Raw genomic sequence first — 23,341 nt, 5'->3', positions numbered from 1 at the left:
CTCAGAGTTCCTTGAGCACAGCGGGTTCCAACCGGCGGAACGACCACCAGCCGGCGGCCAGCACCAGCAGGCTGCCGACGACAGTGGTGGTGAGCAGCCGAGCGTCCGGGAACTCGTCCGGGTACCAGATCGCGTGGTGCAGTTGGAAGATCCCGACCAGCGGGTTCAGCTCGTACACCACCTTCAGCCAGCCCGGCAGGTTGGACTCCCGGACCAGGCTGAACGGATAGATGATCGGCGTGGCGTAGAACAGCACCCGGATGATCAATCGGAGGAACCGCTCCACGTCGCGCATCAGCACGTTCCACGCGGACAGCAGCAGGGCCAGCCCGATCAGCAGCACCGCCTGCACCGCCACCGCGAGCGGCAGGGCGAGCAGTGACCAACCGGGGTGGATCCGGCCGTGCGCCGCGTAGATCACCGCGATGGCGATCAGGATCGGCAGGCCGGCCGCGTACTCGGCGAACCGCCCGGTGACCCGGCCGATCGGGAAGACCTGCCGTGGCACGTTCATCGTGGTGATCAGCCGGGACTGGCCGGTCAGCGCGTTGGTGGCCTCGCTCAGCGCCGAGCTGGTCCACATCCAGGCGAAGATCCCGGTGATCAGGAACAGCGGGTACGACCCGGCCGCCTCGCCGAGGTGCCGACCGGTGTCCCGGGAGTAGAGCACCCCGAAGACGAACCAGTAGATGGCGCCCATGCCGAGTGGCTCGATCAGCGACCAGAAATAGCCCAGCAGCGACTGCTGGTACTTGACCGCCAGGTCCCGTCGGACCAGGATGCGCAGCGAGTTGCGGTGCGACCACAGGGCCGCGACGCCAGCGGTCACCGCAGCCTCCCGCTTCCTGAAACGGACGCCAGGCTAGCAGTCGGTGAACGAATGCCCCGAATCTACGGGTTCAGCACTCGATCACGTTGACGGCCAGACCGCCACGCGCCGTCTCCTTGTACTTGACCTTCATGTCGGCGCCCGTCTCCCGCATGGTCTTGATGACCTTGTCCAGCGACACCTTGTGCACGCCGTCGCCGCGCAGGGCCAACCGGGCGGCCGTGATCGCCTTGATGCTAGCCACCGCGTTCCGCTCGATGCAGGGGATCTGCACCAGGCCACCCACCGGGTCACAGGTCAACCCGAGGTTGTGCTCCATCCCGATCTCGGCGGCGTTCTCGACCTGTTCGGGAGTGCCGCCCAGCGCCTCGGCTAGCCCCGCCGCCGCCATCGAGCAGGCCGAGCCGACCTCACCCTGACAGCCGACCTCCGCGCCGGAGATCGACGCGTTCTCCTTGAACAGCACGCCGATCGCACCGGCCGTCAGCAGGAACCGCACCACACCGTCGTCATCCGCGTCCGGAATGAACCGGGCGTAGTAGTGCAGCACCGCCGGGATGATCCCCGCCGCGCCGTTCGTCGGCGCAGTGACCACCCGGCCGCCCGCCGCGTTCTCCTCGTTGACCGCGAGCGCGAACAGCGTCACCCAGTCCATCGCGTGCAGCGGGTCGGCAGTCCCGGCGTCCGCCTCCAGGCCGCGCCGCAGCTCCGCCGCGCGCCGCCGAACCTTCAAACCCCCAGGGAGTACGCCGTCCCGCTCGCAGCCGCGCTGCACGCACTCCCGCATCACCCGCCAGATCTCCAGCAGGCCGGCCCGGATCTCCGCCTCGCTGCGCCACGAGCGCTCGTTGGCGAGCATCACCTCGCTGATCGACAGGCCGGTGCGGGTGGTGACCTCCAGCAGCTGCGCCCCGGTCAGGAACGGGTACCGCACCCGCGTCGTGTCCGGCTTGATGCGGTCCGCGCCCGCCGCCGCCTCGTCCACCACGAAGCCACCGCCGACGGAGTAGTAGCTGCGGGCCCTGATCTGCTCCCCGGCCGCGTCGAAGGCCACGAAGGTCATCCCGTTCGGGTGGTACGGCAGCGACCGGCGACGGTGCAGCGTCAGGTCCCGGTCCGGGTCGAAGTCGATCTCGTGCGCGTCCAGCAGGCTGATCCGCCGCTCGGCGCGGATCCGTTCGACGCGCGGACCGACGGTGTCGGTATCGACCGTCTCCGGCGCCTCACCGGCCAGCCCCAGCAGCACCGCCCGGCCGCTGCCGTGCCCGTGGCCGGTCGCGCCCAGCGAACCGAACAGCTCGGCCTGCACCCGCGCCGTCTCGGTGAGCAGCCCGTCGGCCTTGAGCCCGAGCACGAACGTACGGGCGGCCCGCATCGGCCCCACCGTGTGCGAGCTGGACGGCCCGATGCCGACGCTGAAGAGGTCGAAAACACTGATCATGGCTGCGCTTCCTCGGCGTTTCCCGTCGTACGGGATCTGCCCGGTTCGTGGCCACCGGTCAGGCGGCCCCGCTCGTGGCCGCCCGGTCGGGGGGCCGTCGGTCACCCGGGGTATGGGTGCCCAACCAGCGAGCCTACCCGCCCACCCCCAGCCCCGACCCCGCCAGACCCTCGCGCCGATCTTGCATTTTCGGTCGTCGATACGGGTGGGTATGAACCTTCTGTCGCGACAGAAAGTGCAAGATCGCGGGGCGGTGTGGGAGGAGTTGGGGAGGGTTGGCCCGGGTAATGCACCTACGGGTCCACGGGTCGCCGATCCTCCTCGGGACCGAGGGCGGGATGGCCACCCCTTCGTACCGTGGATTGCAGACGCGGCACACAGCCGCAGAGTGGGAGTACGACGATGAGTCGCAAACTGGTTCGGCCCCGCCAGGGGCGCATGCTCGCCGGTGTCTGCGCCGGCCTCGGTCAGCGGTTCGGCATGTCCGCCGGGATGGTCCGGTTGCTGTTCCTGCTGTCGCTGCTGCTGCCCGGCACCCAGGTGATCGTGTACCTGATCCTCTGGGTCCTCATGCCCAACGAGGACCGCTACCTCGCCTCCACCGGCCACTGACCCACCACGACAGCGCAGTCCGGAGGCCACCACGTCAAACGATGTGGTGGCCTTCCGGCCTTCCGGCCACGGCACGGCACGGCACGGCATTCCACTTCCAGATCTTGGACAGTTTCCGTCAGCAGCTGACGGAAACTGTCCAAGATCTGCGCATCGCGCACCCAGACGGCGGGCCGCCGGCGGGGACGGATGACGAGCACGGGCCGCCGGGGGGTGCGGGAGCCGCTGCACGCGCGGCCCGGGCGGGTGAGCACCTGCCGAGGACGGCCCGAAGACGGCGCCCGCCCCGACGGTGGTCGGGGCGGGCGCGGCTGCAATTCCGAAGCGCCGGCCGCCCTCAGCCGGGGCGCCGCCAGCCGGGCGCCGACAGCCGGGCGCCGCCAGCCGGGCTCCCGGGCATCAAGGCACCCGGTGTCGAGGTGCTGACGATGCCCGAGAGCCGAAGCGCCGGGGTCAGGGGGCCGTGTAGGTGACCGTCACCTGCTGGAAGCCCAGCGAGCGCAGCAGCCCCTCCAGCATCTTGCGGGTGTTCTCCTCGGCGCGGGCGGAGAGCCCGCTGTCCCGGGCGGCGGCGGTGATCCGTTCCTCGGCCAGCTGGTAGACCTGCTGCTGCCGGTTGGGGTCGTTGCCGACCAGGTCGCCGAGTCGGTTGAGCAGGCCGCGCTGCTCGGCGAAGACGTAGCTCTTCTCCATGTCGAGGTTGGTCTCGCCGAGCTGCGGCGCGGGCAGCTTGATCTCGACCGACTTGCCGTCGGCGGACTGGACGATCGCACCCTCACCGATCTTGGTGAAGTCGACGTACGCCTCGACGCTGCCGGCCCCGACGAACAGGGTGCGTTCGTTGAGCAGGAAGTCCGGGACGTTGCGCCGGTCGTTCTGGGTGTCGACGACGACCTGGAAGTTGCCCTCGGCGGCGACATAGCGGCTGAGATCCTGGATCGACTTCAGCAGCGGCGGCTGGCTGCGGTCGGTCTGCTCCTTGGCGAACGGGTTACGGAAATCGGGCAGGAAACCGGTCACCTGCACACCGAGCAGCACCACCACGGCCAGCGCGGCGGCGCCGAGCAGCAGGAGCAGCCCACGGGCCGCACCACCGGACCCACCGCCTGGGCCGACACCACCGCTCGGGGGGCCGTCGGTGCCGCCCGGCCCGTCCGGAGTCGGGTCGGGTGTCGCGGCCGAGCGCTCCTTGAGGTCGTCGCCGGTCGGGTAACCGGGGAACTCCCTCGTGGGCTCGTTGATGCCAGCGTCGCGGGCCATCACACTCACCGTCCTCGTCAGACACGTCGTCTGTCAATGACGGTACGGCCCCCGTACGACAGGCGCGCGGCGAGCGGCCGGAATGCGTAAACGGGCAGGTCAGGCGAAGGCGGAGAGCCCGGTGAGCCGCTGCCCGACGACGAGCTGGTGGATCTCGGACGTGCCCTCGTACGTCAGGACGCTCTCCAGGTTGTTCGCGTGCCGCATCACCGGGTACTCCCCGGAGACGCCGTTGGCGCCGAGGATGGTGCGGCATTGCCGGGCGATGGCCAGGGCCTCCCGCACGTTGTTCAGCTTGCCCACGCTCACCTGCTCGGGGCGCAGCCGGCCGTCGTCGGCGAGCCGGCCGAGGTGCAGCGCGAGCAGTTGACCCTTGACCAGTTCGACGGCCATGTCGGCGAGCTTGGCCTGGGTGAGTTGGAACCCGGCCAGCGGCCGACCGAACTGGGTGCGGCTGGTGGCGTACGACAGGGCGGTCTCCAGGCAGTCCCGTGCCGCACCGAGCGAGCCCCAGACGATGCCGTACCGGGCCTCGGTCAGGCAGCTCAGCGGGGCCTTGAGCCCGACCGCCTCGGGCAGTTGGGCGTCGGCGGGGAGCCGGACGTCGTCGAGCACGATCTCGCCGGTCACCGACGCGCGCAGCGACATCTTGCGGCTGATCTCGCGGGCCGTGACGCCGGGCGTGTCCATGGGTACGGCGAAACCGCGGACGCCCTCGTCGGTGCGTGCCCAGATGACCGCCACGTCGGCGATCGGGGCGTTGGTGATCCACATCTTGGCGCCGGTGAGCATCCAGTCGTCGCCGTCGCGGCGGGCCCGGGTGGTCATGGACGCCGGGTCGGAGCCGTGGTCGGGTTCGGTGAGGCCGAAGCAGCCGATCGCCTCGCCGGTCGCCATCGCCGGCAGCCAGCGCTGCTTCTGTTCCTCGCTGCCGTAGCGCCAGATGGCGTACATGGCCAGGGAGCCCTGCACCGAGACCAGTGAGCGGAGCCCGGAGTCGCCGGCCTCCAGTTCCTGGCAGGCCAGCCCGTACGCGACGGCGGAGGCGCCGGCGCAGCCGTAGCCGGTCAGGTGCATGCCGAGCAGGCCGAGTTTGCCGAACTCCCGGGCCAGCTCGCGGGCCGGGACGCGACCCTGCTCGTACCACTCGGCGACGTGTGGGCGGACCCGTTCGTCGACGAGCTGGCGGACGACGTCGCGGATCTGCCGCTCCTCCTCGCTGAGCGACGGGTCCAGGTCGAGCAGATCGAGGGCAGTCATGCCGTCACCTTAACGAAGCCTCAGGCGGGATCGCCCGCACCGGAGAGCACCAGCACGCGGGCGTGGATCTGGTTGCGCTGCTGCAGGGCGGCACGCAGGGCGCGGTGCAGCCCGTCCTCCAGGTAGAGCCCGCCGTTCCACTGGACCACGTGCGGAAACAGGTCGCCGTAGAAGGTCGAATCCTCGGCGAGGAGCTTGTCGAGCGCCAGCTCACGCTTGGTGGTGATCAACTGGTCCAGGCGCAGGGGACGGGGCGGGATCTCCGCCCACTGCTTGAGCGTGAGGTTGTGCTCCGGATAGGGACGCCCGTCCCGGACCGCTCTGAAGATCACGACGGCACGCTCCCCTCCCCGTGGCCGGGCCGACCGACGACGCCGAGCCGGGCCGCGGCGGGCACCGCGCGGCGCGGCACCGATGACCGTGCCAGCCTAGCGGCCCAGCGCACGCGACGTTCTGCTCCCTGATGTCAGTTTCGCTATCGCTCGCCCGATCCTCAACTCCGACGAACGGGACGCCGCACTCAACTCCACCGCCCGCGCCGCACCACCTCGTCCATTTCGCGCCGCCCTCGGCGCAACGATGGTGACCGATGGTCGGGCGCGCGGTAACCGATTGTGACGGCACCGATGGGGTGGTACTCCGCCGGCACGCCGAACGCATCCCGGTAGGCGGGGAGCTGCTGCGGCGGAATCCCGAAGAAGCACGCCCCCAGCCCCTCGTCGACGGCGGTGAGCAGCATCAGGAGCGCGGCGAAGCCGGTGTCCACGTACCAGTAGGGCACCGGCCAGCGGTCGGTCGACCGGTCCGTCCAGCCCTTGTCCGGCTCCGCGTACCGCTGCAGGTAGGCCGACTCGTTGGCGTGCGGCACCACGATGAGGGGCGCGCGGCGCATCCCCGCCAGCCAGCGCTCCCGCCCGCCACCCTCCGGCGTGGTGGCGGCCCAGAACCGCTCCCGGTCGGCCGCCTCCTCCAACACCAGGAAACCCCAGCCCTGGGCGAAGCCGGCCGACGGGGCGCGCACTGCGTGGTCGAGCAGCCGATCCACCACGTCGGGCGGGACCTGACGGTCCGGGTCGTAGTTGCGCACCATCCGCCGACGGCGGACGACCTCGGCGAACTCCATCAGGCCCCGGGACGGATGCCCCAGGCACCACGCCAGGTCGTGCCGGGCTTGAGCGTGAGCAGGTCCTTGCCCGAGCGGAACGCGTCCGGCGGGCAGGTCATCGGCTCGATCGCCACCGAACGCCGGTGCCGCTCGCCGGTCAGCGCGTCCCCGGTGAACACCTGCCACCAGCCGAACTCCGCGTCCGCCCAGATGCTCACCCCGGACGAGGAGTCCGGCGCGGCCAGGCTCACCGAGGAACCGCCGTCGGCGTCGCGGATCACCTCGCCGAAGCAGAGGTCCAGCTCCGCGCCGCCGATCCGACGCGGGCTGGTCCAGTCGTACTCGGTGCCGGCCACCGGGGTCACCCCGACCGGGAGCAGCCGACCGTCCACCAGCACACGCATCCGCGCCGGCAGCCGCATGACCAGGTCGTCCACCGCGACACCCGGCAGTTGCAGGTACGGGTGCACCGAGAAGCCGAACGGGGCCACCTCGGCGCCGATGTTGGTCACCTCGTGCTCGGCCCGCAGACCGTCCGCGCTCACACTCCAACGGCTGACCAGCCGCAGCGGCCACTCGTAGCCGGGCTGCGGCGGCAGGTCGTAGCCGAGGGTCACCGCGTCCGCGGACTGCTCCAGCAGCCGCCACGGCACCCAGTTGACCAGCCCGTGGATGGCGACGTGCCGCTCCGGCTCGGTCAGCGCGAGCTGGTGCGTCCGGTCGGCGAACGGGTAGCGACCGTCGCGGATCCGGTTCGGCCAGGGCGCGAGCACCTGCCCGGCGCAGCCGGGGCAGACCTCGTCGGTGCGGTAGCCGTCGAGCAGGTCGACGCCGTCGTGCCGGTACGTCCGCAGCCCGCCGCCCACCTCCACGATGACTGCCTCGTGGCCCGCGGCGGCGATGGTCCACTGTGCGCCGGAGAAGGGGCGCTGGTCGGGGCTTTCCATGCCGGCGACCCTAACCGGTCACGGCCGGTCGCCGCTCGACGCCGTCGTGGCCCGGTAGCGCAGCAGCGCCGGGAAGGCGACCGCGAGCACCACCACGAGCACCGCCGAGGCGAGCCCGCCGGCGACCCAGGCCACCCCTCCGCCGAGCCCGGCGGCCATGGTGCCGGCCCGCAGGTCACCCAGGCGCGGACCGCCGGCCACCACCACCGTGTTGACGCCCTGGAGCCGACCGCGCATCCGGTCCGGCGCGTACACCAGCAGCATGGACTGGCGCAGTACGGCGCTGACCAGGTCGGCGGCGCCGGCCACGGCGAGCAGCAGGACCATCAGCCAGAGTTGGTGGGCCAGCCCGGCCGCGGCGATCGCCAGGCCCCAGCCGACGACCGCGACGACCAGGCCGACGCCCTGCCGGCGGAGTCGGCCGATCCAGCCGGAGGTCAGCCCGCCGATCATGGAGCCGATGGCGATGGCGCTGTAGAGCAGGCCGACCGAGCCGCCGCCGCCGAACCGCTCGTGGGCGATCTCCGGGAACAGCGCCCTCGGCATGGCCAGGATCATCGCGATCAGGTCCACGCCGAAGGAGAGCAGCAGCACCGGCGTGGTGGCGAGGTACCGGAATCCGTCGATCACGCTGGCCAGGCCGGCACGTCGGGCCTGGCCGTCGGCGGTCGGCTCGGGCGGGAGCGAGGGCAGCCGCAGCGCGGCCCAGAGCATGGCGGTGAACAGCACCGCGTCCAACCCGTACGCGATCGGCAGCACCACTGTGGTGTCCGGCGAGGCGGAGAGGATCAGACCGGCGGCGAGCGGGCCGGCGACCGAGGCGGCGGTGAAGGTCGTGTAGTTCAGGGTGGTGGCGGACGCGACCAGGTCGTCGGGCACCAGCCGGGGCAGCATGGCGCTGCGGGCCGGCGAGGTGATCGCGAAGGCCACCGACTGCACCGCCATCAGCGCCAGCAACAGCACCGGGCTGCCCACGTTCAGCAGCGCCTGGACCAGCAGACCGAGAGTGGATGCCCAGAGCAACAATGAGCCGCCGAGCAGCACCGCACGGCGGTCGCGGGCGTCGGCGACCGCGCCACCCCAGAGCCCGAAGATCAGCAGGGGTACGAAGGCAGCCACACCCAGCAGACCGACCCAGAACGAGTCCCGGGTCAGGGCGTACATCTCCACCGGCACCGCGACGGCGGTGAACTGGAAGCCGAACATCGCCACCGTGTTGCCGAGCCACAACCGGCGGTACGCCGGAACCCGCAGCGGACGGACGTCGATCGCCCAGCGGCGCGCTCCGCGCGGCCGGGCCTCCTGCACACCCGTCACGGCGCCAGCCGCTCGACGATCCAGTCGCTTCCGTCGACGCGACGGAAGCGCAGGCGGTCGTGCAGCCGACCGGCCCGCCCCTGCCAGAACTCCACCGACTCCGGCCGGACGCGCAGACCACCCCAGTGCGGCGGAGGCGGGATGACCGTCGCGTCGCCGAACCGCTCGGCCACCTCCCGGTAGCGCTCTTCCAGCGCGGCCCGGTCCGGCACCACCTGCGACTGCGGGCTGGCCCAGGCGCCCACCTGTGAGCCGCGTGGCCGGCTCGCGAAGTACGACTCGGTCACCGCCTGATCGACCGGGGCGATCGACCCGGCGACCACCACCTGCCGCTGCATGGGAAACCACGGAAAGACCAGGCTGGCGTACGGGTTGGCGGACGCCTCGACGCCCTTGCGGGAGAGGTGGTTGGTGAAGAAGACGAAGCCCTCGGGGTCGTACCCCTTGAGCAGCACCGTCCGGCCGCTGGGCCGGCCGGCGGCGTCGGCGGTGCCCACCACCATCGCGTTCGGCTCGGGCAGCCCGAAGGCCACCGCGTCGGCGAACCAGCTGTCGAACTGGCGGTGCCAGTCGGCGGCCAGGTCAGCTTCGGTCAGGCCCAGGTCCGCGGCGTACTCGTTACGCATCGCGGCCGGGGCTGGTGTGTCGCCCGTCACGTCCCCACTCCTTTTCAGCGATCCGACGAGCGCCCTTCCGCGCTGGCCAGTCCGCATCGCCCAGTCTCACCGAGTGGCGCGGAGAATGCGCGTCCGGGGATGTCGTGTGCAGCACAGTCGCAGCGGGTCGCATATCCGGTTACGCAGCAGGCAAGATGTTCCGAACACATCCCTGAGGGTCGCCTAAGGCGCCCGGCCGACCGGGCCGGCTCAGCTGATCAGGCGCACCGACCAGATCCAGGAGAGCGACATGGCCGATTTCAAACCCGGTCTGGAGGGCGTCGTAGCCTTCGAGACCGAGATCGCCGAACCCGACCGCGAGGGTGGCGCGCTGCGCTATCGCGGGGTCGACATCGAGGATCTGATCGGCCAGGTCTCGTTCGGCAACGTGTGGGCGCTCCTGGTCGACGGCCGGTTCGGGCCGGGCCTGCCGCCGGCGGAGCCGTTCCCGGTGCCGGTGCACTCCGGCGACATCCGGGTCGACGTGCAGTCGGCGGTCGCGATGCTGGCGCCGTACTGGGGGCTCAGCCAGCTGCTGGACATCTCCGACGAGCAAGCCCGCGAGGACCTCGCCCGGGTGTCGGTGACCGCGCTCTCGTTCGTCGCGCAGTCCGCCCGTGGTCTCGGCCTGCCGGCGGTGCCGCAGAAGGAGATCGACAAGGCGCAGACCATCGTCGAGCGGTTCATGAAGCGCTGGCGGGGCGAGCCCGACCCGCGGCACGTCAAGGCCGTCGACGCGTACTTCATCTCGGCCGCCGAGCACGGCCTGAACGCCTCCACCTTCACCGCCCGCATCGTCGCCTCCACCGGGGCGGACGCGGCGGCCTGCATCTCGTCGGGCATCGGCGCCCTCTCCGGGCCGCTGCACGGCGGCGCTCCGTCCCGCGTGCTCAGCATGCTGGAGGCCGTGGAGCGCAGCGGCGACGCGGAGGGCTACGTCAAGGGTGTCCTGGACCGCGGCGAGCGGCTGATGGGCTTCGGTCACCGCGTCTACCGCGCCGAGGACCCGCGCGCCCGCGTGCTCCGGCGCACCGCCAAGGAGCTGGGCGCACCGCGCTTCGAGATCGCCGAGGCGCTGGAGAAGGCCGCCCTCGCCGAGCTTCAGGCCCGCCGCCCGGACCGGGTGCTGGCCACCAACGTCGAGTTCTGGTCGGCAGTGGTGCTGGACTTCGCCGAGGTGCCGGCCCACATGTTCACCTCGATGTTCACCTGCGCCCGGATGGGCGGCTGGAGCGCGCACATCCTGGAGCAGAAGCGCCTGCAGCGGCTGGTCCGCCCGTCCGCCCGCTACGTCGGCCCGAACACCCGCAAGCCCAGCGACGTCGAGGGCTGGAGCGCCATCCCCCACGGCGTCTGACCGGCATCGAGGGCCCCTTCGGACGTCCCCACGTCCGGAGGGGCCCTTTCCGTACGCCCCGCCGGGCGATCGACCCCCCGGTGTGGCGAAGGACTCAGGCCGGCCCTCGGGACCCCGACTTCCCCGGCCCGGACCGGGTGCGAGGATGAGGGTCGGCAGTGTCGCCGGATCGCCGGTACGGATCCCGGCCGCCGTGCGCCCGCGTACGCGCCCCGCCGCCGGTCCGCGCCGAGCCCGCCCTCGCCCATGCGGAAGGACCCTCAAGACCGTGGCTGACGCACCGATCATCCGGATTCCCGACGAGATCAAGCCCGCCGACGGACGTTTCGGCTGCGGCCCGTCCAAGGTCCGTCCGGCGGCCGTGTCCGCGCTCGCCGAGGTGGCGACCAGCTACCTGGGCACGTCGCACCGGCAGAAGACGGTCCGCGACCAGGTGGCCCGGCTGCGCTCCGGCATCGCCGAGTTCTTCTCGCTGCCCGAGGGCTACGAGGTCGTGATCGGCAACGGCGGCACCACGGCGTTCTGGGAGGTCGCCACCTTCGGCCTCGTCCGCGATCGTGCCCAGTTCGCCAGCTTCGGCGAGTTCGGCGCGAAGTTCGCCAAGTCGGTCTCCGACGCTCCGTTCCTGGGTGAGCCGACCGTCCGCAAGGCCGCTGCGGGCAGCGCGCCGGCCCTGGTCGCCGAGGCCGGCGTGGACGTGTACGCGACGCCGCAGAACGAGACCTCGACCGGCGTGGCCGTGCCGATCAGCCGGGTGGCCGGTGCGGACGAGGGCTCGCTGCTCCTGGTCGATGCCACCTCGGGCGCCGGTGGCCTGGAGGTCAACGTCGGCGAGACCGACGTCTACTACTTCGCGCCGCAGAAGTGCTTCGGCTCCGACGGCGGCCTCTGGCTGGCCCTGATGTCGCCGGCCGCGCTGGACCGGGCCGCCGAGATCAAGGCGTCGGGGCGCTACATCCCGGCCTTCCTGGACCTGGTGACCGCGATCGACAACTCGCGGCTGGAGCAGACGTACAACACCCCGGCGCTGGCCACCATCTTCCTCGCGGCCGAGCAGACCGACTGGATGAACGCGCAGGGCGGTCTGTCCTGGGCGGCCAAGCGCACGGCGGAGAGCGCCGCCACGGTGTACGGCTGGGCGGAGCGGTCCACGGTGGCCACCCCGTTCGTCACCGACCCGGCGCTGCGGTCCAACGTGGTCGCGACCATCGACTTCGCCGACGGGGTGGACGCCACCGCCATCGCCAAGGCGCTGCGCGCCAACGGCATCGTCGACACCGAGCCGTACCGCAAGCTCGGCCGCAACCAGTTGCGGGTGGCCCTGTTCCCGGCCGTCGAGCCGGCCGATGTCGAGGCGCTGACCGCGTCGATCGACTACGTCGTCGAGCGCCTCTGAGCATCGTCACGGTGGGTGTCCGTCGGGGCCTCGATGGACACCCACCGTGATCATCGCCGCAGCTCAGTCGCGACATGCGGGGTGTCGCTTCCCCCACCCCGAGACAGATGCGCGTACGGTGGTCCGAGACGCCTGGGTGGCCGACTCGTGGCGTGCGGCCAGCGAAGCGGGACGGAGGCAACGCTATGCGCCCAGTACGCTTCGTCGCCCTCTCCGAGGACGGCCATGCTCTTGTGCTCGCCGACGAGGTCGGGCGCCTGCTCGCCCTTCCGATCGACGAGCGGATCGCCGGCGCGTTGCACGCGGAGCCCGGCGCTCCGCCGCTCGCGGTGGCGCCCACGGCCGCCGATCCGATTCCCTCGCTGTCCCCTCGCGACATCCAGGCCCGCATCCGTTCCGGTGAGTCCGCCGAGGACGTCGCGCGGATCGCCGGGGTGCCCGTCGACCGGGTCCTGCGCTACGCCGGCCCGGTGCTTCAGGAGCGGGCGATGCTCGCCCAGCACGCCCGTCGCACCCGACTCAAGGGCGCGGAGAAGCCGACCCCGCTCGCCGAGGTGGTCAACGGCCGGCTCAGCCAGCACGGCATCGACACCGAGAAGATCTCCTGGGACGCGTACCGGCGTGAGGACGGCACCTGGCGGATCATCGCCACCTGGCCGTCCGGCAAGGCCACCGCGCAGGCCATCTGGGATCTCGACAAGACCCGGCAGGCGGTCACGCCGCACGACGACATGGCGCAGTACCTGTGCGCCGAGCGACCCACGCCGATCCTCGGCCAGGAGCCGGCGCCGGAGCGGGGTGGGCACGGCCTGCCCGGCCCGTCGCGTGGTGAGCCGAGTCGTGGTGGGCACGGGTTGCCGGCCGCGTCCGAGCACCCGCGTCCGGGTCGGGACCCGATCCGGGCCGGTCGGGACGCCCTGCTCGCCTCGCTGGACCGTCCCCTCGGCGCGTCGTCGGGGCGTGGGCTGGAACCACGTACCCCGGCTGCTCTGGCCGGGTCGGACGCGCCCCGGCAGCGGCCGGTCGGCGGCGGTGCCGCCGCGCTGCTCGGCGGTGGCCAGGGCTCGGCCTTCGACGACGACTCGGACGCGCCCAAGGAGGTCCCGGCCGTTCCGTCGCTGGCGGTGCTGCGGCCCCGCCGGACCGGCACGGCCGCCGCGGCGGCCGGTGGCGAGTCCACCGACGCCAGCGGCAAGCCGCGCAAGCGCCTGCCGAGCTGGGACGACGTGCTCTTCGGCAGCGGCCCGGCCGCCCGCGAGTCCTCCTGACGCTCGACGTCGGAGGGCGGCGGACGGCCCCGTCGACTCACGGTGGTCCGCTCCCGAGATCGTCGATGTCGCGGTGTCCCGTGCGGTTGACGCCCCGACATCGGCGATCCGGAGTGGATCGTCACAGCGCCCAGGCGGCCAGGCGCTCGTAGCGCGGCTCCGGCCCTTGGTGGCTGCGGACGAGCACCAGTTCGTCGGCCGACCACTGGGGTCCCTGATAGGCATCCAGGGCGGCCCGATCGGCGTCGACGGCTGCCGGCTCGACCCGGTCGCCGGGCCGGGCCACGGTCAGGTGCGGGCGGAACGGCTTGTCGTCGTACGCCAGCCCGGCGCGGCGCAGCCGATCCCGGATCAGTCGGGCCAGATCGTGCAGCGCCTCGACGTCGCCGCGAGCATCCACCCAGAGCACTGTGTGCCGGCCGTCGCCGAACACCCCGCCGCCGCCGAGACTCAGCCGGGGCGGGGTGTCCCGGCCGTCGCGGAACCACAGCGCGGCGAGCCCGAGCGCGCCCTGCACCTCGGCCAGCCGGGCGGCCTCGACGTCACCGAGGAAGGTCAGGGTGAGGTGCAGGTTCACCGGGTCGGCGAGCCGGACCCGGACGCCCGCGGCGGCCGCCGCCGCGACGCGCAGACGGGCCACCCGTGCGCCGAGGTGGGTGACCGCCTCCATGGGCGGGTAGACCGCGACGAAGAGCCGCACCGACCGGCCGGTCAGCGGTGCCGTTGCCGGTGCCCGGCCCGGGCCGCCGGCAGGGTCAGACCGGCGGCGTGCAGGACGCCCTCCACCCGTACCCGTTCGATCTCCTGGTCGACGCCGGACAACTCGGTGAGGTGCTCGGTGATCCCGAGGGCGCGGCAGGCCAGCCGGAGCCGGTCGTCGTACGCCTGGACGACCGCGCCGTGCCAGACCATCGACCGGCCGGTGCCGCCGAGCCGCTGCCCACCGAGGCGACGCAGGTCGGCGGCGAGCTGCTCCAACGGGCGACGGTCGGTGCGGTCGAACTCGCTGAGGTCGATGTCGCGGGTCAGCGCGTCGGCTTCGATGGCCCGGTCGAGGCGGGCGATGGTGCGGCGCTCCCGCCGGCTCTCGCGCCACTCGGACCAGCCGCAGACAACCCGGTCGATGATCTCGTCGGCGCAGAAGAGCAGGGCGAACGCCGCCGGGAGGCTGGCCACGGCGAGGAACGCCAGGGCAAGCATCAGCGCGCGTTCGACTCCCACATATCGACGCTAAGCCCCGTCGTGCCACCTCGCCAGCGATTTGGCTGCATCCGCGCTATCCGCCGATCGGGACTTCCCCAGGTTTGCCGAGCGTGCACGAAGGGCCCCGTTCCAACGGGAAGGGGCCCTTCGCATAGCTCAGCAGTCGGCGGAGGTCACGTAGAAGCGGGGCATGGGCAGCACCCGGAAGCGCAGTCGCGCACCGGAGCGGCGCAGTTGCCAGGTGAGCGCGATCAGCGCGGTGGCCAGCGAGACCAGCCCGCCCATCCAGATGCTCGCCCCGGCGCCGAAGCGCTCGGCGATCCAGCCGATGAGCGGTGCGCCGACCGGGTTGGTGCCCAGGAACACCAGCACCCACAGGGCCATCACCCGTCCCCGGAAGGCGGCGTCCACCCCGAGCTGCACGCGCTGGTTGGCGGCCTGCGCGAAGAAGACCATGAAGAAGCCGGTGGGCACGAGCAGGGCCACGACCAGCCAGTACGTCCCCGCGAAGCCGACCAGGGTGCCGAAGCTGGCGCACGCGACCGCGGCGCCGAGCACCAGCCACACCGAGGGACGACTGCGTCGGCCGGTGCCGCTGAGAGCCCCGCCGAGCGCGCCGACCGCCAGCGCCGTGCTGAACAGGCCGAACGAGGCGGCACCGGTGTGGAAGACCGTCTTGGCCAGCGCGGCGAGGGTGAGCTGGAAGTTGAACAGTGACATGCCGATCACCGACATGACCGCCATCGGCAACAGCAGGTCCGGGCGGCGCCACACGTATCGCAGCCCGTCGACGACCTTCGCGGACGCCCGCTCGTCGCGCGGTGGGAGCGCGTCGCGGTGCAGTTCGCTCGTCCGCATCCGGACCACGTTGACCAGCGGCGCGATCGAACTGAGCGCGGTGAAGAGGAACACCGGGCCCACGTCGAAGGCGGCGATCGCCAGGCCGGCGACCGCCGGGCCGACGATCCGCGCCGAGTTGAACACGGCGGCGTTCAGCGACAACGCGTTGGGCAGCAGCGGCGTGCCGACCAGTTCGGAGACGAACGCCTGACGGACCGGGGTCTCCACGGCGTTGGCGGTGCCGAGTAGCGCGGCGAACGCGAAGACGTGCCAGAGCTGCACCAGGTCGGTGAGGACCAGCACGGACATACCGAGCGCCAGCACCGTCCAGAAGGCGTTGGCGGCGAAGAGCAGCACCCGCTTGTCGTAGCGGTCGGCGAGCCGGCCGGAGAACAGGGTGAGCAGCAGCACCGGGGTGAACTGACACGCGGTCACCACGCCGAGCGCGGTCGCCGAGTTGTCGGAGAGGTCGAGGACGAGCCAGTCCTGGGCGATGAACATCATCCAGACACCGATCAGCTTGATCAGTTGTCCGGTTGCGAAGAGCCGGTAGTTGCGGACCTGTAGGGACTGGAACATCGTGCTCAGCTTGGCCTGCACTCTTGGTGCGCCTCCTCGGACGTACGCGTCATCGACAGGTGACGGCACGGCCGGAGTGGCGCGCGCGGGCTCAGGCGCGAGCGAGCTGCTGGAGAATCTCGGCGGCCCTGTGCAGGGTCTCCCGTTGGTCCTCGTCGAGCGCGGCCAGCCAGTGGGCCAGCCATTCGTCGCGGGCCCGCTCGAACTGGTCGAGCACGGCCTGCCCTCCTTCGGTCGCCGCGAGGATGACCTGCCGACCGTCGGTCGGATGGGGGGTCCGCCGCACGAGGCCGCGGTCCTCCAACTTCGCGACGATCTTGGTCATCGTCGGTGGCTGCACCCGTTCGACCTCGGCCAGTTCCCGGGGCGTCATCGCGCCCGCCAGCCGCAGGCTGGTGAGCGCGGAGACCTGGGTGACCGTGAGGTCGCCGACCGGCCGGGCCCGTCGGACCCGCCGGTTGAGTCGGGTGATCGCATCTCGCAACTGGGGAGCCAGCTGCGCCGGTGGCACGCGTTCCGCCGTCACCGTCCGCTCCATCACGTTAGTTAGCTTAACTAATGAGCCTGGCTAACGACATCAGTTATGACCAGGCTCACGAGGATGTTTGTGCTGCTCCGGGCGGGGAATCACGATCGACCCCCCGCCCGGACGGCCTCAGAGCACCAGCGACTCGATGGGCCCGCGCAGGAAGTACAGCACGAAGAGCACGGCCACCCCGTACAGCAGCGGGTGGATCTCCCGGGCCTTACCCCGCGCCAGCTTGACCACCACGAAGGTGATCAGACCGGCGCCGATCCCGTTGGAGATCGAGTAGGTGAACGGCATCAGCACGATGGTGAGGAACGCCGGAATGGCGATCTCGTAGTCGGACCAGTCGATCGTCCGTACCGCGGTCATCATCAGGAAACCGACCACCACCAGGGCCGTCGACGCCGCCTCGAACGGCACGATCACCACCAGCGGCGCCAGGAACATCGCCAGCAGGAAGAGAACGCCGGTGACCAGGCTGGCCACGCCGGTCCGGGCACCCTCCCCGACACCTGCGGCACTCTCGATGTACGACGTGTTGCTGGAGGTGCTGGCCGCACCACCGGCCGCCGCCGCGATCGAGTCGACAAGCAGGATCTCCTTGGCCTTCGGCGGGGTGCCCCGCTCGTCGAGCAGGCCACCCTCCTGACCGACCGCCACCATCGTGCCCATGGTGTCGAAGAAGTCCGTGATCAACAGGGTGAAGACGAACATCAGCACGACCACCCAGCCGGCCCGGCCCCACGAGTCGAGCACGTTGAACTTGCCGAGCAGCGACAGGTCCGGCACGTCCACCACCGTCTTGGGCAGCTCCGGCACGTTCAGCGCCCAGCCCTTCGGGTTGGGCTTCCCGTCGACGAACGACGGGCCGATGTTGGCGATCGCCTCGACGATGACGGCCAGCACTGTGGAGGTCAGGATCCCGATCAGGATCGCGCCCTTCACCCGGCGCACCACCAGCACCAACGTGAGCAGCAGGCCCACCACGAAGACCAGCAGCGGCCAGCTCACCAGCTTGCCGCCGATGCCCAGGCCGACCGGCACGGTGGTGTTCGCGACGTCCGGGATCCGCCGGACGAAGCCGGCGTCCACCAGGCCGATGATGGTCAGGAAGAGGCCGATACCGACGCCGATCGCCGTCTTCATCTGCGTGGGGACCGCGCGGAACACCGCGGTACGCAGGCCGGTGAGCACCAGCACGGCGATGATCACACCCTCGATCACCACCAGGCCCATCGCGTCGGCCCAGGTCATCTCGGGGGCGATCTCGTACGCCACCAGGGCGTTGACGCCCAGGCCGGCGGCGAGTGCCAGCGGGAACCGGCCAACCACACCCATCAGGATGGTCATCAGGCCGGCGACCAGCGCGGTCGCCGCGGCCAGCGCCGGAATCGGGAGGGACTTGCCGTCACCGTCGACGGCACCGCCCAGGATCAAAGGATTGAGCACCACGATGTACGCCATCGTGAAGAAGGTCGCCAGGCCACCGCGTACCTCACGGCTCAACGTCGAGCCGCGGGCGGAGATCTCGAAGAACCGGTCGAAGCCGTTACGCGGGTGAGCGGGGTCGGGAGGTGTGCCGTTCTCGGGCGGCAATACTGCCATCAGGTCCTCGCAGGTGATCTTCCGGTTGTCGCGCGCATCGTCCCAGATCACCGACGGGCAGGGGAAGCGGATCGCGTACGCTTGCCCGATGCCGAACGACCAGCCACCGCGCCCCGCGCCGCTGGACCCACCGATGGTGCCGTTCGCCGTCGCCGGGCTGATCGCCTGGGCGGTCGTCGGGCTGGTGCTGCTGGTCTTCTTCCGGGGCTGGCTGACCGAGCACCACCACGAGAACTGGCTCTGGACCTGCCTGGCCGGTTTCCTGTGGGGATTCCCCGGCCTCGCCGTCATGCTGCGTCACGACGCCAACCGACGCCGCCGCCGCGCGAACTGAGCGCACCGGGCTACGCCGGCGCGAACGCTCAGGGGTGCCCGTACGGCTCCGCCGGCTCGGCCGCCTCCACCGAGCCCGGTGCACGGCTGACCGACATGGCCTCGACGGCGCTGTCGTCGTACACCGTCGGGAGATCCTCCACCGCGGTCTCGGCGGCCTCGATCAGCGTCTCGGAGTGGGCGCCGCAACCATGGTCGGCGCTGACCACCCGGCCGTCGTCCGGGGCGTAGAAGTTGCCGCACGCCCCGAACGCCTGGCGCATCGCACCCGCCAGCGGCAGGTAGAAGCCGCAGGTGCCGCAGCGGGCGGCGGCCGGAGCGGCGGTGGAGATGGCCGCCGTGGGGCCGTGATCGCCGTCGTACCAGCGCTGCGCCGCGTCGGCACGGCCCTCCCGGGAGAGGACCCGCGCCCGGCCGAGACCCAGCTCCCAAGCGGTCTCCTCGACCGCCGGATCGTCGGAGAGCAGATAGCCGGGGACCAGCCGCTCGTCCTCCGGAGACGTCGGCAGCAGGTCACCCGGGCCGAGGTCACCCGGCTTGAGCCGCTCCTGCCAGGGCAGCCAGCCGGGCGCGAGCAGCGCGTCCGGGCCGGGCAGCAGCACCGTCTCGCAGATGGTCACCGTGCGGCTGCGCGCCACACGGGTGACGGTGACCGCCCAGCGCCAGCCGCGATAGCCAGCGAGACGGCATTCGAAGTAGTGGGTGACCAGCCGTTCACCCTCGGCCACGACCTGCAGGTGGTCGCCGACGTCGTCGGCGTCCACCTCGGTGATGCCAGCGCGGGCCACCTCGACGGCGGCGGCGCAGACCTGGTCGAGACGGGCGGCACGGGTGGAGGCGGGCCTGGTCACCCGACCATTGTTCCCCATGCTCCCCGCAGGGGTGACAGGGACTCCCGGGGAACCTTTCACCGCAGTGGTGCGGCGTACCTGGATCAGATGGGCGAGGATGGTGCACATGCCGCCGTACTCCCGCTCCGGGCGATCCGTCCTCGGGCGGACCGTCGGCACCGGCATCCGGGCCGTCCGCCTGCTCCTGCGTGGTTCGGTGGGCAGCGGCCGCTGGGTGACCCGCCGGGCCGGTCGGGCCCGGACGCGGGGCGCCGGCGGCGAGGTCGGCATGATCCGCCTGTTCGATCTGCACGCCGTCTCCTGCGCGGGCGACACACTGATCGCCATCGGCCTGGCCGGGACGATCTTCTTCAACGTGCCGCTCGGCGAGGCCCGCAGCAAGGTCGCGCTCTACCTGCTGGTGACCATGGTGCCGTTCGCGATGCTCGCCCCCGTGGTGGGCCCGCTGCTGGACCACTTCCGGCACGGCCGGCGGTACGCGCTGGCCGCGACAATGCTCGGTCGAGCGTTCCTGGCCTGGCTGATCTCCGACTACATCCACGGTTTCGGGCTCTATCCGGCCGCGTTCGGTGTGCTCGCGCTGTCGCGTGCGTACGGCGTGGCCCGGTCCGCCGCGGTGCCCCGGCTGCTGCCGGAGGGGCTGGGCCTCTCCCAGGTGGGCGCACGGGCCAGCGTCTACGGCACGGTGGCGGGGGCGCTGGTGGCCCCGATCGGGTTGGCGGCCTTCTGGTTCGGGCCGCAGTGGCCGCTGCGCGTCGCATCGGTGATCTTCCTGATCGGCATGGTGATCTCCCTGCGGCTGCCGCCGAAGGCGGACTCGGAGCCACCGGAGCGGGTCCCCCGCGCGCTGCGCGCGCTGAGCCGCCGCGGAGACCGGCCGCTGGGCCGGGGCCGACCCGCCGGGCGGCTGGTGATCGCCACCCTGATCGGCGCCGCGACGCTGCGCGCGGTGTACGGCTTCCTGCTGCTGTTCCTCGCCTTCGCCATCAAGAAGGGTGACCTGACCACCGGCGTGTTCGGCCGGGACCTGGGCGCGGAGTGGGCGCTGGGCCTGGTGGGCGGCGCGCTGGCCGTCGGCAGCTTCCTGGCGACCGCAGTCGGCACCCGGTTGCGCATCCACCGGCCGACCGCCATCCAGTCCAGCAGCATGATCATCGTGGCGGGGGTGGCGGTGCTCGCCGTCATCCAGTTCTCGCTGCTGATGGTGGCCCTGCTCTGTCTGGTCACCGCGCTGGTCAGTGGGGTGGCCAAACTCGCCGTGGACGCCTCGATCCAGGAACGCATCCCGGAGCGGCTGCGGGCCAGTTCCTTCGCCCACTCCGAGACGGTCCTGATGCTCGCCTTCGTCGTCGGTGGTGGTCTCGGGCTGGTCCCGTTCGACGGCCGCACCGGCATCGCTGTCGCCGCCGGCGTGGGCATCCTGGCGGCCGTCCGGGGGGTGCTGGTCGCCGCTCGGCTGCGCGCCGAGAAGCTCGCCGGCCGGCCGCTGGGTGACGACGAGCTGGCCGAGGACGAGCCGGTGACCGAGCCTGCGGACGTCGCCCCCACCTCGCCGGCTCCCACCCAGGCCCACTCGCCGCAGCACGACGAGCCGGGGCTGGCGCCTCCGGGCTACCACATCTACCGCCCCTCCTCGTCCGTCGGCGGCCCGGGCGGCGGAGCGGACGACGAGACCCGCCGGGAGTCCCCCGGCTCACTCTCGTGACCGGCCTGCTGGTGGTGACGGCGGTGCCGGCCGAGGCGGACGCCGTACGGGCCGGGCTGACCGACCCCAGCGTCACCGTCGCCCCGGTCGGGGTGGGCCCGGCGGTCGCGGGTGCCGCCACCGCACGGCTGCTGGCCCTGGCCGAGGCGGCCGGTCGCCCGTACCGCGCGGTGGTCAGCGCCGGCGTGGCCGGCGGCTTCACCGGGCGGGCATCGGTCGGCGACACGGTGCTCGGCACCGCCAGCGTCGCCGCCGACCTGGGCGCCGAGTCACCCGACGGCTTCATCGGAATCGACGAGCTGGGCATGCCGCCCGCACTGCTCGGCGGAGGCAGCGTGGTGCCCGCGGACCCGGGCCTGCTCGCGGCACTCCGGGCGGCCCTGCCATCGGCTACGGCCGGCCCGGTGCTCACCGTCAGCACGGTCACCGGCACCGCCGCCAGCACTGATGAGCTGCGCCGTCGGCATCCGGAGGCGGTCGCCGAGGCCATGGAGGGGTACGGGGTGGCGGTCGCCGCCGCGCAGGCCGGGGTGCCCTTCGTCGAGCTGCGCACCATCTCCAACCCCATCGGCCCCCGTGACCGCGACGCCTGGCGGCTGCGCGAGGCCCTCACCGCGCTGACGACGGCAGCTCCGGCGCTGCGCTGACCGCGGGCACTCCGCACACCTCGAGCATCAGCGCCGACGGTCTGGTCGCCTGCAGCTCGAACCCACAGGCGAGAAGGAACTCGCGGTCGACGAACAACTCGGCGACCGCGTGCGCGGCGCGAATGCCGGCCCGTGTCATCTCCTCCGCCAACAGCTCGACAAGCCGCCGCCCGATGCCAAGCAACCGCAGGCCCGGGGCAACGACCACACCTTCCAGCACCAACTCACGCCGGTCGTCCAGATCCTCGCCCAGGAGCAGATCGACGCTCCGCTCATGAGCCCGCAGCTCACCGACCGGCCCGCCGCCGGGCACCTCGGCGAGGAACCGCCAGGAGGTGGACGGCAGCCCGTCGGACGCGCGCCGGAAGACCACCCGCGCACGCGCCTCCGACCGCCACCGCCGCAAGTCCCGCCGCTTCCGGTCCAGGTCGTACGTCAACTCCGGAACCCGCACCGGCCACAACTTCTCCGGGAGCGTGTACGAGTGCGCCCACCAGGCGCCCGGCCAGTCCCTGAGGGTGCGGACCCGCCGGACGTCGAGGTGGGCCGGGTACCGACGGTCAGCCTCGTCCCGTGGCTCGTCGGCCGGCAGACCCAGCAGCCCGCCGCCCGCGGTGGAGGGCTCGTCGCCGGGCAGGCGGAGCGCGAGCTCGCCCCCCGCGGCCGCGACCAGCCGCGCCACCGTTCGAAAGGCTGGCCCGCCACCCTGGCCGGCCTCGATCCGCGCCAGCGTGCTCTTCGGGACGCCGGCCCGCTCAGCCAACTCCCGCTGGCTCAGATCGGCACGCCGACGAAGATCACGAAGCGCCGCGCCCACATCGATCGCATCCCCTCCGACTGTCACCCACCCATGGTTTTCTGCCCGGCGAACGCCGTCAACAGGCCTCCTTCCGCCTGTGGATAACCGTGTGGACAACGTCACCCCTGCTGTGGGTATCCCCTCTGTCGGGCCCTGTCGAATCCATCAGGCCCTGCCGAGTCGGTCAGTGCCCTGCCGAGTCGGTCGGTGCCCTGCCGAGTCCGTCGGGGCCCTGCCGAGTCCGTCGGGGCCCTGCCGAGCGGGTCGGGCCCTGCCGAGCCAAGCGCCTGGATGCCGTGGGTGCCCTCGTGGATCGGGTCGGTCGGGCCCTGTCGAGTCCGTCGGGCCCTGTCGAGCTGCCCCATGAATGGGGCGGCTGGATGGGGCGGGACGAGCCACCAAGATCGCCCCTCGGTGCCCGCTCACCGCCCGCGCCACCGCCGCCACCGCTCGCCGCAGGCGGTCACCTCGCCCCGTGTGTGGGGCAGCTCGACAGGGCGCGACGTGACCTCACCCACCTCGACCGGAGGCCGGCCGAGCACCCCGCCTGAGCTGAACGGAAGCACCCCGCCCAGCCCGACGGGGACACCGCCGGCGCTCGCCGGGAGGCCGAGAGGCCAGGACGCCGGAAGACCAGGACGCCGGGAGGCCGAGAGGCCAGGACGCCGGAAAGCCAGGACGCCGGGAGGCCGAGAGCCCGAGGCCAAGAGCCCGAGAGGCCGGAAGGCCGGCTCCGGGCCGGGCCCGGGCCGGGGCGGGGCGGGCCCGGGCCGGGGCGGGGCGGGCCCGGGCCGGGGCGGGG

The 23,341-nt window shown here is 72.1% G+C and carries 23 protein-coding genes; 7 read left to right on the top strand and 16 right to left on the bottom strand.

Annotation, left to right across the window (positions count from 1 at the left end):
• Nucleotide 1: 1 nt before the first annotated feature.
• Both B0E54_RS27175 and B0E54_RS27170 read right to left on the bottom strand, forming a co-directional pair.
• Nucleotides 2–829, bottom strand: a complete 828-nt coding sequence (locus B0E54_RS27175; RefSeq protein WP_234589047.1) for an ABC transporter permease — start codon at nucleotides 827–829, stop codon at nucleotides 2–4.
• A gap of 70 nt (nucleotides 830–899) precedes the next feature.
• Complete coding sequence (locus B0E54_RS27170) at nucleotides 900–2,270, bottom strand: L-serine ammonia-lyase (protein ID WP_234589046.1); 1,371 nt, start codon at nucleotides 2,268–2,270, stop codon at nucleotides 900–902.
• Nucleotides 2,271–2,672: 402 nt separating this feature from the next.
• Here B0E54_RS27170 and B0E54_RS27165 point away from each other — a divergent pair, with 402 nt between their 5' ends.
• Nucleotides 2,673–2,882 carry a PspC domain-containing protein gene (locus B0E54_RS27165; protein ID WP_234589045.1) on the top strand — a complete coding sequence of 70 codons (210 nt, stop codon included), beginning with the start codon at nucleotides 2,673–2,675 and terminating at the stop codon, nucleotides 2,880–2,882.
• Between the two features lie 453 nt (nucleotides 2,883–3,335).
• Here the strand turns inward: B0E54_RS27165 and B0E54_RS27160 are convergent, their stop codons facing one another.
• The 7 genes from B0E54_RS27160 to pdxH all read right to left on the bottom strand — a co-directional run bounded on the left by B0E54_RS27160 (nucleotide 3,336) and on the right by pdxH (nucleotide 9,484).
• The gene (locus B0E54_RS27160; RefSeq protein ID WP_234589044.1) at nucleotides 3,336–4,142 is read right to left on the bottom strand and encodes a DUF4230 domain-containing protein; all 807 of its coding nucleotides are present in this window, start codon (nucleotides 4,140–4,142) and stop codon (nucleotides 3,336–3,338) included.
• 99 nt (nucleotides 4,143–4,241) lie between these two features.
• Nucleotides 4,242–5,402, bottom strand: a complete 1,161-nt coding sequence (locus B0E54_RS27155) for an acyl-CoA dehydrogenase family protein (RefSeq protein WP_234589043.1) — start codon at nucleotides 5,400–5,402, stop codon at nucleotides 4,242–4,244.
• Nucleotides 5,403–5,422: 20 nt separating this feature from the next.
• Nucleotides 5,423–5,734, bottom strand: coding sequence for a type II toxin-antitoxin system VapB family antitoxin (locus B0E54_RS27150; protein ID WP_234589042.1), 312 nt, complete (start codon nucleotides 5,732–5,734; stop codon nucleotides 5,423–5,425).
• 188 nt (nucleotides 5,735–5,922) lie between these two features.
• Nucleotides 5,923–6,525, bottom strand: a complete 603-nt coding sequence (locus B0E54_RS27145; RefSeq protein ID WP_234589040.1) for a nitroreductase family protein — start codon at nucleotides 6,523–6,525, stop codon at nucleotides 5,923–5,925.
• On the bottom strand, nucleotides 6,525–7,454 hold the full coding sequence (locus tag B0E54_RS27140; protein ID WP_234589038.1) for an aldose 1-epimerase family protein: 930 nt from the start codon (nucleotides 7,452–7,454) through the stop codon (nucleotides 6,525–6,527). The genes B0E54_RS27145 and B0E54_RS27140 overlap by 1 nt, the downstream gene beginning before the upstream one ends.
• Before the next feature lie 18 nt (nucleotides 7,455–7,472).
• Nucleotides 7,473–8,771 (bottom strand): MFS transporter, encoded by a 1,299-nt coding sequence (locus B0E54_RS27135; RefSeq protein WP_234589036.1) that lies wholly within the window; start codon nucleotides 8,769–8,771, stop codon nucleotides 7,473–7,475.
• Nucleotides 8,768–9,484 (bottom strand): pyridoxamine 5'-phosphate oxidase, encoded by a 717-nt coding sequence (pdxH, locus tag B0E54_RS27130; RefSeq protein ID WP_234589035.1) that lies wholly within the window; start codon nucleotides 9,482–9,484, stop codon nucleotides 8,768–8,770. Before pdxH ends, B0E54_RS27135 begins: the two co-directional genes overlap by 4 nt.
• 193 nt (nucleotides 9,485–9,677) lie before the next feature.
• On the opposite strand from pdxH, the gene B0E54_RS27125 reads away from it, so the two are divergent.
• The 3 genes from B0E54_RS27125 to sepH all read left to right on the top strand — a co-directional run bounded on the left by B0E54_RS27125 (nucleotide 9,678) and on the right by sepH (nucleotide 13,448).
• A complete protein-coding gene (locus B0E54_RS27125) occupies nucleotides 9,678–10,784 on the top strand; it encodes a citrate synthase 2 (RefSeq protein WP_234589034.1) in 1,107 nt (368 codons plus the stop codon).
• A 268-nt stretch (nucleotides 10,785–11,052) separates the two neighbouring features.
• Entirely contained in the window at nucleotides 11,053–12,180 is a 1,128-nt protein-coding gene (gene serC, locus B0E54_RS27120) for a phosphoserine transaminase (protein WP_234589033.1), read from the top strand.
• A gap of 185 nt (nucleotides 12,181–12,365) precedes the next feature.
• Complete coding sequence (sepH, locus tag B0E54_RS27115; RefSeq protein WP_234589032.1) at nucleotides 12,366–13,448, top strand: septation protein SepH; 1,083 nt, start codon at nucleotides 12,366–12,368, stop codon at nucleotides 13,446–13,448.
• A 121-nt stretch (nucleotides 13,449–13,569) separates the two neighbouring features.
• On the opposite strand, the gene thpR is transcribed toward sepH, so the two are convergent.
• The 5 genes from thpR to B0E54_RS27090 all read right to left on the bottom strand — a co-directional run bounded on the left by thpR (nucleotide 13,570) and on the right by B0E54_RS27090 (nucleotide 18,204).
• A complete protein-coding gene (thpR, locus tag B0E54_RS27110; RefSeq protein WP_234589031.1) occupies nucleotides 13,570–14,148 on the bottom strand; it encodes an RNA 2',3'-cyclic phosphodiesterase in 579 nt (192 codons plus the stop codon).
• Nucleotides 14,149–14,159: 11 nt separating this feature from the next.
• A complete protein-coding gene (locus B0E54_RS27105) occupies nucleotides 14,160–14,669 on the bottom strand; it encodes a hypothetical protein (protein ID WP_234589030.1) in 510 nt (169 codons plus the stop codon).
• 138 nt (nucleotides 14,670–14,807) lie between these two features.
• Nucleotides 14,808–16,091, bottom strand: a complete 1,284-nt coding sequence (locus tag B0E54_RS27100) for an MFS transporter (RefSeq protein WP_234589029.1) — start codon at nucleotides 16,089–16,091, stop codon at nucleotides 14,808–14,810.
• 70 nt (nucleotides 16,092–16,161) lie between these two features.
• A complete protein-coding gene (locus B0E54_RS27095) occupies nucleotides 16,162–16,611 on the bottom strand; it encodes a MarR family winged helix-turn-helix transcriptional regulator (RefSeq protein ID WP_234589027.1) in 450 nt (149 codons plus the stop codon).
• 114 nt (nucleotides 16,612–16,725) lie between these two features.
• Nucleotides 16,726–18,204, bottom strand: coding sequence for an NCS2 family permease (locus tag B0E54_RS27090; RefSeq protein ID WP_234589052.1), 1,479 nt, complete (start codon nucleotides 18,202–18,204; stop codon nucleotides 16,726–16,728).
• A gap of 88 nt (nucleotides 18,205–18,292) precedes the next feature.
• Here B0E54_RS27090 and B0E54_RS27085 point away from each other — a divergent pair, with 88 nt between their 5' ends.
• Nucleotides 18,293–18,538: a DUF2530 domain-containing protein gene (locus B0E54_RS27085; RefSeq protein ID WP_234589025.1), complete on the top strand. Its 246-nt coding sequence runs from the start codon at nucleotides 18,293–18,295 to the stop codon at nucleotides 18,536–18,538.
• A 28-nt stretch (nucleotides 18,539–18,566) separates the two neighbouring features.
• Here the strand turns inward: B0E54_RS27085 and B0E54_RS27080 are convergent, their stop codons facing one another.
• Nucleotides 18,567–19,496 (bottom strand): DUF3027 domain-containing protein, encoded by a 930-nt coding sequence (locus B0E54_RS27080; RefSeq protein WP_234589023.1) that lies wholly within the window; start codon nucleotides 19,494–19,496, stop codon nucleotides 18,567–18,569.
• On the opposite strand from B0E54_RS27080, the gene B0E54_RS27075 reads away from it, so the two are divergent.
• A complete protein-coding gene (locus tag B0E54_RS27075) occupies nucleotides 19,495–21,093 on the top strand; it encodes an MFS transporter (protein ID WP_234589021.1) in 1,599 nt (532 codons plus the stop codon). The two genes, B0E54_RS27080 and B0E54_RS27075, sit on opposite strands and share 2 nt — an antisense overlap.
• Complete coding sequence (locus B0E54_RS27070) at nucleotides 21,090–21,740, top strand: futalosine hydrolase (protein WP_234589019.1); 651 nt, start codon at nucleotides 21,090–21,092, stop codon at nucleotides 21,738–21,740. Before B0E54_RS27075 ends, B0E54_RS27070 begins: the two co-directional genes overlap by 4 nt.
• Here B0E54_RS27070 and B0E54_RS27065 read toward each other — a convergent pair.
• Nucleotides 21,703–22,584, bottom strand: coding sequence for a GNAT family N-acetyltransferase (locus tag B0E54_RS27065; protein WP_234589016.1), 882 nt, complete (start codon nucleotides 22,582–22,584; stop codon nucleotides 21,703–21,705). The genes B0E54_RS27070 and B0E54_RS27065 overlap by 38 nt on opposite strands.
• Between the last annotated feature and the right edge of the window lie 757 nt (nucleotides 22,585–23,341).

It is taken from the genome of Micromonospora sp. MH99, assembly GCF_021442385.1.
Classification (GTDB): Bacteria; Actinomycetota; Actinomycetes; order Mycobacteriales; family Micromonosporaceae; genus Micromonospora.
The sequence above is the reverse complement of the archived record's forward strand: the minus strand, read 5'-3'. Positions and strand labels throughout refer to the sequence as shown.

What these genes read in the sequence shown, in the direction of transcription:
- B0E54_RS27170 (WP_234589046.1), bottom strand. Translation starts at nt 2,270, where the DNA reads ATGATCAGTGTTTTCGACCTCTTCAGCGTCGGCATCGGGCCGTCCAGC.
- pdxH (WP_234589035.1), bottom strand. Translation starts at nt 9,484, where the DNA reads ATGCGGACTGGCCAGCGCGGAAGGGCGCTCGTCGGATCGCTGAAAAGG.
- B0E54_RS27155 (WP_234589043.1), bottom strand. Translation starts at nt 5,402, where the DNA reads ATGACTGCCCTCGATCTGCTCGACCTGGACCCGTCGCTCAGCGAGGAG.
- B0E54_RS27145 (WP_234589040.1), bottom strand. Translation starts at nt 6,525, where the DNA reads ATGGAGTTCGCCGAGGTCGTCCGCCGTCGGCGGATGGTGCGCAACTAC.
- B0E54_RS27080 (WP_234589023.1), bottom strand. Translation starts at nt 19,496, where the DNA reads ATGTGCACCATCCTCGCCCATCTGATCCAGGTACGCCGCACCACTGCG.
- B0E54_RS27125 (WP_234589034.1), top strand. Translation starts at nt 9,678, where the DNA reads ATGGCCGATTTCAAACCCGGTCTGGAGGGCGTCGTAGCCTTCGAGACC.
- B0E54_RS27165 (WP_234589045.1), top strand. Translation starts at nt 2,673, where the DNA reads ATGAGTCGCAAACTGGTTCGGCCCCGCCAGGGGCGCATGCTCGCCGGT.
- B0E54_RS27090 (WP_234589052.1), bottom strand. Translation starts at nt 18,204, where the DNA reads ATGGCAGTATTGCCGCCCGAGAACGGCACACCTCCCGACCCCGCTCAC.
- B0E54_RS27140 (WP_234589038.1), bottom strand. Translation starts at nt 7,454, where the DNA reads ATGGAAAGCCCCGACCAGCGCCCCTTCTCCGGCGCACAGTGGACCATC.
- B0E54_RS27085 (WP_234589025.1), top strand. Translation starts at nt 18,293, where the DNA reads ATGCCGAACGACCAGCCACCGCGCCCCGCGCCGCTGGACCCACCGATG.
- B0E54_RS27075 (WP_234589021.1), top strand. Translation starts at nt 19,495, where the DNA reads ATGCCGCCGTACTCCCGCTCCGGGCGATCCGTCCTCGGGCGGACCGTC.
- B0E54_RS27160 (WP_234589044.1), bottom strand. Translation starts at nt 4,142, where the DNA reads ATGGCCCGCGACGCTGGCATCAACGAGCCCACGAGGGAGTTCCCCGGT.
- sepH (WP_234589032.1), top strand. Translation starts at nt 12,366, where the DNA reads ATGCGCCCAGTACGCTTCGTCGCCCTCTCCGAGGACGGCCATGCTCTT.